The sequence below is a fragment of the Mesorhizobium sp. ZC-5 genome (genome assembly GCF_025753855.1).
Classification (GTDB): domain Bacteria; phylum Pseudomonadota; class Alphaproteobacteria; order Rhizobiales; family Rhizobiaceae; genus Neomesorhizobium.
Map to the genome: position 1 here is coordinate 1045479 of NZ_JAOWPT010000002.1, position 11404 is coordinate 1056882.

At 62.8% G+C, this 11404-nt stretch carries 10 protein-coding genes; 8 read left to right on the top strand and 2 right to left on the bottom strand.

All coding sequences use genetic code 11. The features are described 5' to 3' along the window. Nucleotides 1-15: 15 nt before the first annotated feature. From OHD58_RS08445 to OHD58_RS08465, 5 genes are read left to right on the top strand one after another with little or no spacing between them, the layout of a single operon-like run. Nucleotides 16-966 carry an ABC transporter permease gene (locus OHD58_RS08445; protein WP_263802669.1) on the top strand — a complete coding sequence of 317 codons (951 nt, stop codon included), beginning with the start codon at nucleotides 16-18 and terminating at the stop codon, nucleotides 964-966. A gap of 2 nt (nucleotides 967-968) precedes the next feature. Further along, a complete protein-coding gene (locus OHD58_RS08450; RefSeq protein ID WP_263802670.1) occupies nucleotides 969-2162 on the top strand; it encodes an amidohydrolase family protein in 1194 nt (397 codons plus the stop codon). Then, entirely contained in the window at nucleotides 2159-3655 is a 1497-nt protein-coding gene (locus OHD58_RS08455; RefSeq protein WP_263802672.1) for an amidohydrolase family protein, read from the top strand. Before OHD58_RS08450 ends, OHD58_RS08455 begins: the two co-directional genes overlap by 4 nt. Beyond that, a complete protein-coding gene (locus OHD58_RS08460) occupies nucleotides 3648-4631 on the top strand; it encodes an ABC transporter ATP-binding protein (protein WP_263802673.1) in 984 nt (327 codons plus the stop codon). The genes OHD58_RS08455 and OHD58_RS08460 overlap by 8 nt, the downstream gene beginning before the upstream one ends. Then, nucleotides 4628-5608, top strand: a complete 981-nt coding sequence (locus OHD58_RS08465) for an ABC transporter ATP-binding protein (RefSeq protein WP_318528243.1) — start codon at nucleotides 4628-4630, stop codon at nucleotides 5606-5608. Before OHD58_RS08460 ends, OHD58_RS08465 begins: the two co-directional genes overlap by 4 nt. A 16-nt stretch (nucleotides 5609-5624) precedes the next feature. Here OHD58_RS08465 and OHD58_RS08470 read toward each other — a convergent pair whose 3' ends face one another. Further along, nucleotides 5625-6302: a GntR family transcriptional regulator gene (locus tag OHD58_RS08470; RefSeq protein WP_263802674.1), complete on the bottom strand. Its 678-nt coding sequence runs from the start codon at nucleotides 6300-6302 to the stop codon at nucleotides 5625-5627. Nucleotides 6303-6442: 140 nt separating this feature from the next. On the opposite strand from OHD58_RS08470, the gene OHD58_RS08475 reads away from it, so the two are divergent. Next, nucleotides 6443-7078, top strand: a complete 636-nt coding sequence (locus OHD58_RS08475; RefSeq protein ID WP_263802675.1) for a flavin reductase family protein — start codon at nucleotides 6443-6445, stop codon at nucleotides 7076-7078. A gap of 12 nt (nucleotides 7079-7090) precedes the next feature. Further along, the gene (locus tag OHD58_RS08480) at nucleotides 7091-7831 is read left to right on the top strand and encodes an aspartate/glutamate racemase family protein (RefSeq protein ID WP_263802676.1); all 741 of its coding nucleotides are present in this window, start codon (nucleotides 7091-7093) and stop codon (nucleotides 7829-7831) included. Between the two features lie 6 nt (nucleotides 7832-7837). On the opposite strand, the gene OHD58_RS08485 is transcribed toward OHD58_RS08480, so the two are convergent. Then, nucleotides 7838-9310, bottom strand: a complete 1473-nt coding sequence (locus tag OHD58_RS08485; protein ID WP_263802677.1) for an amidohydrolase family protein — start codon at nucleotides 9308-9310, stop codon at nucleotides 7838-7840. 192 nt (nucleotides 9311-9502) lie between these two features. Here OHD58_RS08485 and OHD58_RS08490 point away from each other — a divergent pair, with 192 nt between their 5' ends. Next, nucleotides 9503-11068 (top strand): ABC transporter substrate-binding protein, encoded by a 1566-nt coding sequence (locus OHD58_RS08490; RefSeq protein WP_263802678.1) that lies wholly within the window; start codon nucleotides 9503-9505, stop codon nucleotides 11066-11068. Nucleotides 11069-11404 lie beyond the last annotated feature (336 nt).

Below are 11404 nucleotides of genomic sequence, written 5' to 3' on the forward strand. Positions count from 1 at the left end.
CGGAAGGGCGCCTCGATGACGAGCGATACTTCAAAGCCGGGCGCGATACCGCCCCCAACCATGCTGCAGCGCGTGCGCGACAGCGATATCTGGTGGTCGTTCACGCACAGCAAGTCGGCGATGTTCGCCGCTACGGTTTTGGCCGTGCTGATCCTGGCGGCCGTCTTCGCGCCCTTCATTGCGCCGCAAGACCCCTATGACGCGGCGCAACTCGACATGTGGAAGGCGGAGCTGCCGCCGGTCTGGCAGGAGGGCGGCGAGTGGCCGTTCTTGCTCGGCACTGACACGCAAGGCCGCGACCTGCTGTCGGCGATCCTCTACGGCACCCGCATATCGATCGTGATCGGCCTCGCCTCGGTTGCGCTGTCGCTGCTGATCGGCATGACTGCCGGGCTGGTCGCCGGCTTCTTCGGTGGCATGATCGACAACATTCTGATGCGCATCGGCGACATCACTCTGTCGATCCCGACAATCCTGATAGCCATTCTCGTCTCGACCGTTGTGCGACAGCTGCTGCCCGCCGACCTGCGCGAGATCGGCGCTTCGGCTGTCCTCATCTTCGCGATTTCGCTGTCGTCGTGGGTGCAATATGCGCGCACTGTGCGAGCGCAGACCATTGTTGAGCGCAACAAGGAATATGTTCAGGCGGCCCGCCTGCTGAAGGTGCCCGCCCGCCGCATCCTAGCGCACCATATCCTGCCCAACACGCTGACGCCGGTGCTGGTCGCCGCAACGCTGAATTTCGGCATGGCGATCCTCACCGAGGCGACGCTATCATTCCTTGGCATTGGCATGCCGCCGGGACAGCCGTCACTGGGAACTCTGATCCGTATCGGCAACCAGTTCCTGTTCTCGGGCTCGTGGTGGATCGTCCTCTTTCCGGTGATCCAGCTCTGCCTGCTCGTCGTCGTCGTCAATCTCCTGGGTGACTGGCTGCGCGACGTACTCAATCCGAAACTGAGGTAAGCATGACCGACCTATTGCTCCGCGACGTCCGGCCCTATGGAGGCGCGGCAAGCGACCTGCTGATCCGCGACGGGCGGATTGCCGGGATCGGACATTTCGATCCGGACGCCGGCATGCCGGTCGAGAACGGCGGCGGCGCCATTGCCATTCCTGGCCTCATCGATGCGCACACCCACCTCGACAAGACGACCTGGGGCATGCCTTGGCACGAGAACAACCGGCGCGCGGTGTTGCGTGATCGCATCGACTTCGAGCGTGAGAACCGGCTTGCCATCGGCATCGACCCGCACCGCCAGTCGATGCGCCACGCGATCGGGCTTGCAGCCCACGGGGCAACCCATATCCGCAGCCATGTCGACATCGACCCGGTTCATGGCCTTTCCATCGTCGAGGGCGTGATGGAGACGCGGGAAAAGCTGAAGGGGATCATCGACATCGAGATCGTCGCCTTCCCCCAGTCCGGGGTCATGGTGATGCCTGGCACGCTGGAACTACTCGACGAGGCGCTGAGCAAAGGCTGCGAGGTTCTTGGCGGCATCGACCCGTGCGGCATCGACCGCGACCCCAAGGGTCAACTCGACGCCATCTTCGCGCTGGCGGTAAAACACCAGCGACCGATTGACATCCATCTGCATGAGACAGGCGACCTCGGCGCCTTCACGATGGAGCTGATGTTCGAGCGCATCCGGGCGAATGGCATGCAGGGCAAGGTCGCCATCAGTCATGCTTTCGCGCTCGGCATGAATGACTATCTGCGCGTCGGCCAGCTCATCGAGCAGATCGCCGACCTAGACGTGGCGATCGTCACGACGGGTGCGCCATCCGCGACCGTGCCGTCGATCATGCGGCTGAAGCAGGCCGGCGTGCGCGTCGGCGCAGGCTGCGACGGCATTCGCGACACCTGGGGGCCCTGGGGCCAGCCCGACATGCTCGACCGCGCCAAGATCGTCGGCATGAAGAATGGCCTGCGGTCCGACAATGAGCTTGAGCACCTGCTCCATATCGTCTCGCAAGGCGGCGCGGACGTCATGCGCATCGACGGCTACGGCCTCGCCGAAGGCTGCAACGCAGACCTGACGTTGCTGACCGGCGAGACGCTGGCTCATGCCGTCGTCGATGTCGCGCCGCGTCCGCTGGTCGTCAAAGGGGGGCGCGTCACGGCGCGCGCCGGCGTTCCAGTGGTGGACATGCCATGACCCGCCAAACACTGGACACGCTTGAACTCGGCAAGCGCCCGGAAGGGCGCACGCTGATCACCGCCGCATGGGTGCTCGGTCATCGCGATGGCGGCCACCGGCTTGTTCCCGATGGCGAAGTCGTCATTGACGGCGGCGAAGTGGTGTTCGTCGGCAGCGGTTTTGCCGGCGAGGTAGCGCGCCGGATCGACTTCGGCAATGCGCTGGTCAGTCCAGGGTTGATCGACCTCGATGCGCTGTCGGATCTCGACACCACGATCCTCAGCATCGACAATCATCCCGGCTGGGCCAAGGGCCGGGTGTGGCCGCGTTCCTATGTCGAGGCCGGCCCTTACGAAATGTATTCGCAGGAAGAGCTGGCGCTGCAGAAGCGCTTTGCCTTCGGCCAGCTCCTGCTGAATGGCATCACGACGGCCGCGCCCATTGCCTCGCTGTTCTACCGCCAGTGGGGCGAAACGGTCGCCGAATTCGATGCCGCGGCGGATGCCGCCGGCGAAATGGGCTTGCGGGTCTACCTCAGCCCTGCCTACCGCTCCGGCGGTATGGTGCTGGAAGCGCCTGGCCGGATGGAGCCGGTGTTCGACGAGCAACGCGGACTGGAAGGGTTGCGGGACGCCGTTGACTACATCGGCCGCCAGACGGGCCGCTACGGCGATCTGGTGCGCGGCCTGCTGGCGCCGGATCGCGTCGAGACCTGCACCGAGGAACTGCTGCGCCAGACCCAGGCGGCGGCGGGCGATCTCGGTTGCAAAATTCGCCTCCACATGGCGCAGGGCTCGATGGAGGTCGAGACCGTGCGCAAGCTGCATGATACGACTGCTCCCGTCTGGCTGGCGCGTGCTGGCCTGCTCGACGACCGGCTGATCGCGCCGCACGCCACCAACGCCACCGACGAAGACCTCGATCTCTATGCCGCCAACGGCGTCTCGATCGTCCATTGTCCGCTGGTTTCGGCGCGGAGCGGCAGCACGCTGAATTCGTTCTCGAAGTGCCGGGAGCGTGGCATCAACATCGCAATGGGCACGGACACCACGCCCGCCGACATGCTGATGAATCTGCTGGTTGGCCTGATTGCGTGCCGCATCAACGATCGCGCACCTGACCGCGTTAGGTGCGCCGACCTGTATGATGCTGCCACACTTGGTGGCGCCCAAGCGCTCGGGCGCGACGACCTCGGCCGGCTGATCGCAGGCGCGCGCGCCGACATCGCGGTGTTCAGTCTTGACGACCCGATCATGGCCCCGGGTGTCGATCCGATCACCACGCTGGTCACCGGTGGGTCGGGCAAGGTCACGCAGGCCGTCTTCGTGGACGGGCGGCTGTCCATGCGCTTCGGCGAGGTCGCCGGGATCGACATGAAGGCTGCACGCCAACGCGCACAACGCCAGTTCGAAGGCCTCGTTGCGAAATACCCGGATCGTAGCTGGGGTCATCCGCCGGTGTCCAAATTGTTCCCGCCAAGCTATCCAGTCGAGGTCAAAGCTGATGGCTGAAATCGAGAAACCCGTGCTTGAGGTGCATAACCTCAGGGTTGAGTTCCCGGGTCGCCGAGCCGTTGCCACGGTGCTTTCCGATATAAGCCTGTCGATACGGCCGGGCGAAATTCTTGGGGTTGTCGGCGAGTCCGGCGCCGGCAAGTCGATGACCGGGCTGGCAATCCAGGGCCTGCTCGAACAGCCGGGGCGCATCGCCGAGGGCGAGATATGGCTTGCCGGTCGTCGTATCGACAATCTCGACGACCGCTCCATGGAGAAGATTCGCGGCCGTGAGATCGGCGCCATCTTTCAGGACCCGTTGACCTCGCTCAATCCGCTCTTCACGGTCGGCGCGCAGCTGACCGAAACGATACGGCAGCATCTCACCTTAAAGAAGGGCGAGGCGAGGGCGCGCGCAATTTCCCTGCTGAACGATGTCGGTATTCCCTCGCCCGAGGAACGCTTCGATCAGTATCCGCATCAGTTCTCCGGCGGCATGCGCCAACGCGTGGTCATCGCCTTGGCGCTCGCGGCGTCACCCAGGCTGATCATCGCTGACGAACCCACCACCGCCCTCGATGTCTCGATCCAGGCCCAGATCACGTCATTGCTGCGCCGCCTGTGCAAGGAGAAGCAGACCGCTGTGATGCTGGTCACGCACGACATGGGCGTCATTGCCGAGACGGCTGACCGGATTGCCGTGATGTATGCCGGCCGCCTTGTCGAGATCGGGCCGGTGGACCAGGTGCTGAGCGCACCCACGCATCCTTACACACGCGGGCTCATGGCTTCGATACCGGCGCTTGGCGCGCGCGTCCAGCGGCTGAACCAGATCGATGGCTCGATGCCACGGCTCGATGCCATCCCGGCAGGCTGCGCATTCAATCCACGCTGCAACGAGGCCGGGCCGCGTTGCACGCGAGAGCGACCGGTTCTGCTGGCGGCGGGCGCGGCCGCCAGCGCCTGCTGGCTGAATGCGGGAGGAACGGCATGACCGTCATGTCAATTCAGAAGATGCCGGCACTCAGCGTCGACCGACTCGTCAAGACATTCGACGTATCGGCGCCGTGGCTCAATCGGCTGATCGAACGCAAGCCCCGACAGGTTCTGCAGGCTGTCAACGACATCACGTTCCACGTGCCGATGGGCGGATGCCTGAGCCTGGTCGGGGAAAGCGGCTGCGGCAAGTCCACCGTCGCCCGCCTGGTAACCGGGCTCTACAAGCCCGACACCGGCGACATTCGCTTCGCCCCTGGCCAGGACGGCAAGCCGTTGTCCGCGCAGATGATCTTCCAGGACCCGTATGCGTCGCTCAATCCACGCTGGCGCGTGAAGAACATCATCGCCGAGCCGCTGCGCGAGTTGAAGCTGCGAAACTCCAAGGCCGAGATCACCGAGCGGGTCGAGGAATTGCTCAAGACGGTCGGCCTGTCAGCTTCGGATGGCGAGAAGTTCCCGCATGAATTCTCCGGCGGGCAGCGGCAGCGAATCTCCATCGCGCGCGCCTTGGCGGGAGAACCGCGCTTCCTGGTGTGCGACGAGCCAACCTCAGCGCTGGATGTGTCGGTGCAGGCCCAGGTGCTCAATCTGATGCGGCGGCTGCAGGATGAATTCGGACTGACCTATCTGTTCATCAGCCATGACTTGAGCGTGGTCAGGCACATGTCCGATCGCATAGCGGTCATGTATCTCGGTCGCATCGTCGAGGAAGGCGACACCGAGGATCTGTTCGCCAAGCCGCGCCACCCCTACACGCAATTGCTGCTCGAGACGATTCCGAACGTCAAGCATCCGCATCGTGATCGCGTCGTCGCCGGGGGAGAGGTGCCGAGCCCGCTCAAGCCGCCGTCAGGCTGCCCGTTTCATCCAAGATGCCCGATCGCCACCGCGCGCTGTTCGGAGGAGATCCCGCCAGTACGCACGCTCGCGAGCGGAACGCGTGTCGCCTGTCACTTCGTAACGGAGCAATGACTATGTCGGGGCGGTATCACGCCAAGGCGGCCTTCAGGTCGTGCGACATGTCGCGGACCTCCCTCAGATCCAGTTCGGACTCCACATGCTCGAGATGATGTTGCATCAGCCGCGAAGCCTTTTCGATATCGCCGGCGGTGATAGCCTCAACGATTTCGTCATGTTCGTCCGGCCCGCAGTTGAAGCGCGCCGTGTTGCGATAGACTGCGGTGATCAGCGACGTGCGCGAGATCAGGTCGCGCATCATGCCGAAGAGGAAGTCCGAGCCGGAGAGTTCGGCAAGCAAGAGGTGGAAGCCGCCGGACAGCTTTATGATGTCGGTGGTCGCGTCATTCGCGTTCGCCACCCTCTCGCGTGCGACATGGCTGCGCAGCCGTGCGATGTCGGCATTCGACATCGACTTGCCGATGCGCTCGACAACGCAGCGCTCGACCGAGCGGCGCACGAAGAATACGTCCCGGGCCTCGTCGACCGACGGCTGGCACACGAATGCGCCGCGATTCGGAACGATCGTCACCAGGCCCTCACGCTCCAAAGCTGTGAGCGCCTGGCGAATCCGAGCGCGGCTGACCTCGAAGATCTCGGCCATCTGGCCTTCCTTGAGCTGGACGCCCGGCCGCAGCCTGCGCTCGGCGATCGAGAGCCATACCTTTTCAACGATCTGCTGGATCGAGATGCCTGCTTGTTCGACCATGCTCTTGTCCCTGCCACCGCGACGGACAATCGCCGCCACCCACTAAAAGTCAACTCCAGGCCGCTCAACATCAGCTCAGTTTGCCGACAATCTCGGCGAATATTGTAGGCATCCTGATGAATTTTCAAGCAGAGGATACAATGGAATTTGATTTCACAGCGCTGGAGGCGGAGAGCCGCTATCGCCTGCTGACCAATTTCGTCGGCCCGCGCCCGATCGCGCTTGTCACGACCCGCTCCACGACCGGGCGTAGCAACGCAGCGCCGATGAGTTTCTTCAACGTGTTCTCACACGAGCCACCGATCGTCGTGCTCGGCATCCAGCCTCGGCTCTCCGGCGAGGAAAAGGACACTGTCGTCAATATCCGCCGGACTGGCGAGTTCGCTGTGAACATGGTCGACATGGCGCTGTCGCAACAGATGCTCGTCTGTGGTCTCGCCTTCGACAGCGATGTTGACGAACTCGAAATAGCCAAGTTGCCGACTGCGCGGTGCAGCCAGATCGATGTCGATCACGTCACCAGCTCGCCTTGCACCTTCGAGTGCCGCGTAGAACGGCTGATCGAGTATCCGCGCCGGGTGCTGGTGCTGGGAGAAGTCGTTCACATGCACGTGCGCCGCGACTGCCTCGATGCGGACGGCCGCTACGTCGATGCGCACGCTTACCAACCGATCGCACGTCTTCACGCCGACAACTACATCACCTCCGATCGCCAGTTCGTGCTCAAGGCACCCGCGATCGCCGATGTCCTTAAGGCATCGGAAAATATGGAATAGGGATCATCCAGAGTGCATATTCGTCTCATCAATCCAAACTCGACGGCTTCGATGACGGCACAGGCGCTCGAAAGCGCGTTGCGCGTCGCCAGTGCCGGAACTCGCGTAACAGCCGTCAATCCGATCGGAACGCCGGTCAGCATCGAAGGCTATGCCGACGAAGCGATGGCCGTGCCGGCCATGCTTTTGGAAATACGGGCGGGCGAGGCGCAAGGCGTCGACGCCTATGTCATCGCCTGCTTCGACGATCCCGGTCTCCACGCAGCCCGGGAAGTGGCGAAGGGTCCCGTGATCGGCATCTGCCAGGCGGCCGTGCAGGTGGCGATGACCATCAGCCGCCGCTTTTCGGTGGTAACCACGCTGCCGCGCTCCGTGCCTATCATAGAGGACATCGTGGAAGCCTACGGCGCGGGCAATCATTGTCGCGCCGTGCGTGCCATCGACCTGCCGGTGCTTGGCCTGGAAGAGGATCCGGAAACGGCGGAGCGCCTGCTGCTCGACATGATCCAGCGCGCCAAGATCGAGGATCAGGCGGAAGCGATCATTCTGGGCTGCGCGGGCATGTCGAAGCTGTGCGAGCGGCTGTCCGCCGCGACCGGCGTGCTCGTGATCGATGGCGTCACCGCCGCACTGAAGATTGCGGAAGCGCTGGTCGGCGCCGGCTACGCTACTTCGAAGGTCAGCGCCTACGACTATCCGCGCCAGAAGGGGGCACCCGACGCGAACGTCGAGCGCTTGCGGGTCAGCGGCTAGGGCATATCAGACCGGTGGGGCAGGCGGCACCACCGGCTCGCGGAAGGTCCGGCTAATCTGGCCCCAGCCCGGGTCGTGCATATGGGCCTTCAGGCCGGCGCGGTCGGCCATTGCCCGCGCTTCGCGTTCGCCGAACTCGAGCGCCTGTTCGACGTCGGTCGTCAGCACCTTGCCGGCTTCCATCAGGATCTTACCGTCGACGATGACAGTATCGACGTCGCTGCCCAGCACCTGATGGACGAGGCGGTGGACAACCATCCAGTTGGGCACCAGGTGGGGCTGGCGCATGTTGATGATGGCGATGTCGGCCTTCTTGCCGGTCTCCAGCGAGCCGATCTCGTGATCCATGCCAAGCGCCTTGGCGGCGTCGATGGTGATCATCTCGAACACCTTGCCGGGAGGCAGCAAATAGCGGTCATGGTTGTGCAGCAGATGCTGCGTGAACTGGGCAAGGCGCGCCGTCTGCAGGAGATCGAAATGACGGCTGGGGGAGACGCCGTCGGTGGTGATCGCCACCGGTACTCCCTTCGACATCATGTCGAGGATCGGCGTGGACCGACCGGGCGGGGCGTGAGTGACGTAGGTGCCGGTCTCGGCCAGGATGTCGACCTCCTCGTGCGAGATTCCCCAGCAATGTTGCAGGTGTATGTCGGGTCCGAGCAGCGCATTCTCCTTGTCCTGAAACGCCATGCGGATCTGGCCCGCGAAAGCGTCCGAATGGATGCGCACGCCCCATTTGCGCGCCGTCTCGCGCACGCGCCGGGCCTGCATGCGGTCGTTCTCGGTCAGATTGACCGCCAGGTCGGGCGTCGTCGGATTGGAGGGATCGAGCGACGGCACGATGGTGAAGGGCGTGAGGAACACATTGATGCGTCCATCTGCGCTGCCGTTGATCGCCTCGATCGTCGCTTCGGCGCCCTCGATCATCTCCTCGAAAGTGACGTCGTGGCGCACCGGCTGGCCGGTTTCCCAGCGGGTGACCCGATGCGGCCAAGGCAAGCCCGCTGGCCCGACGCAGATGATCTCCCGCAGCCCGATCTCGCCATAGGCCTTCGCATGGTTGATCGCGAAGACGGGGTCGTCGCTACGCGGCATGGACGAGATGATGCTGACGCCCGTCGTCACGCCGGCACGTAGCCGCTCCAGGCCGCCGACCAGCCCGTCAGCGTACCAATAGTCTCGGGTGGCGTAGTGGTAGTACATTGGCGTGACGATGCGCATCCACAGGGAATTGGTGTCGGTCGCGATGCTGCGGATCAGCGCGTGACCGGCATGGCCATGCGCGTCGATCAGGCCGGGGATGATGAGCTTGCCGCGGCAGTCGACAATCTTCTTGCGTTGGTGCCTGGGTTCGAGGTCGCTGGCGGAGCCGATGTCGACAATCCTGTCGCCCGAAATGGCAATCGCACCGTCCTCGATGATACGCCGCTCGGCATCGACAGTCACGATGGTTCCATGGAGTAGCAGCAGATCGTCCAAGCGATTTTCTCCATTCGAGTCAATCTGTTGAGCTGCGATCCGCATCGCCCAGAGCAATGAGCGTCCGGTGGCGGATCAAGGCGCGCACAACAATTTGCTATCGATATGAGCAATTTGCGTCAACAATATTGTTGACAATATGATCGATCATCATGATGTTGAAAAAGCAGAGATAGGATATTGGGAGGTTACATGTCTCGCTTGAAACGGATTGTTCTCGGTGCGACGGCGGCGATCGCGCTTACCGTGCCAGCCAGCGCGGAGACCCTGCGATGGGGCAGCCGTGCCGACATCTATTCGCTCGACCCGGACTCGGTCGCCTCGACATCCAATCTCGCCTTCCTCAATCACATCTATGAGGGGTTGGTCCGCTACGACGCGAACTTCAAGATCGAGCCGGCGCTGGCAACCGAGTGGAAGCTGATCGATAACAAGATCTGGCGCTTCACCCTGCGTAAAGGCGTCAAGTTCCACAACGGGGCGGACTTCACCGCCGACGATGTGGTTGCCTCGCTCGCTCGCGTCAGCGATCCCACCTCGCCGCTGCGGGGAAACATTCCGCTCTATGTGAGCAGCAAGAAGGTCGACGACTATACCGTCGATGTAGAAGTGTCGGCGCCTACGTCGCTCTTCCTCAACGACATGACGAATATCTTCATGTTCAACGCGAAATGGCTGAAGGACAACAACACCGAAAAGCCGACCGACGTTGCGACGAAGGCTGAGGGCTACGCGACCCATAACACGAACGGCACAGGCCCATTCAAGCTGGAAAGCCGCATGCCGGACAGCAAGACCGTTCTGGTCGTCAACGATGGCTGGTGGGACGAGAAGAAGCACAATATCGACCGCATCGAATATCTGCCGATCGCCTCGCCGGCGACCCGCGTGGCGGCGCTGCTGTCGGGTGAAGTCGATCTGGTCGATTCCGCGCCGATCCAGGATCTTCCCCGTCTCGAATCCTCGCCGGATATCGTCGTCAAGAAGCGTGCCGAACTGCGGACCGTCTTCATCGGGTTCAACCGCAAGGAGAAGCTCGAGGATGGGCGCGACAACCCCTTCAACGATGTTCGCGTCCGCCAGGCGATCGAGGCAGCCATCGACCGCGACTTGATCAACAAGAAGGTCATGCGCGGACTGGCCCGTCCGTCCGGCTCGCTGATCGCTCCGGAAATCGCCGGCTATGCGAAGGCGCTCGACACCTTCAGTCCAGCTGATCCGGAACTTTCGAAGAAGCTGCTCGCCGAGGCCGGTCATGAAGGCCTCAAGTTCACCTACATGTGCATGAACGACGAGAGCATCAACGAAGAAGACTTCTGCACAGGCATTGCCAACATGCTGAAACGGGCTGGATTCGATCCGGCGATCGACATAGCGCCGCGAGCCGTTCAATCGCCGAAGCGCACAAACGGCAAGGCGGATGTTTTCAACCTGAGCTGGGCGAATGAACCCACGCTGGACGCCTATTCGCTGCTCGCCCAGGTACTCTCCACCAAGACCGGCAAAGTCGGCGTGTCCAACTACGGCGGATGGTCCTATCCAGAACTGGACAAAGCGGTCGAGCAGGCGGTTCAGGAAGCGGATAACGCGAAGCGTCTACAGCTGGAAGAAGCGGCCCTCAAGATCGCGAAGGACGACACGATCCTCATTCCGCTCCACCAGCAGCCGATCGCCTGGGCGATGCAGGCCAAAGTCAAAAGCGTCGACTTTCGGGCTGACAACAAGCCCCGCCACTGGCTGACGCAGATGGGCAACTGATCTGGTCCGAGCAAGGACCGCGCTTCCCAACTCAGGGCGTTTCATCATCCGGTGAAACGCCCTTTCTTTGACTGCTCGCTGTCGCGCAAGATGGCTGCTCCAGAGCTTGTCACGAATGGAACGCGCAGGCCTGCTTCAACGAGTTCTCCCGGATCGCGTCGCCGAGGATGGCGCCTTCCGGGATGGACTGCTGCCAGACCATTTGCTCCCGACTTACTTGATTGTGATTGTACCTTTCATGCCTTTGTCGGCGAGGTCTGGGACGGACCATGTGTAGATGCCTGGTCGGATTGTTGTGAACTGCACCTGGATGGTGCCGTCGGCGTCGAATTCGAG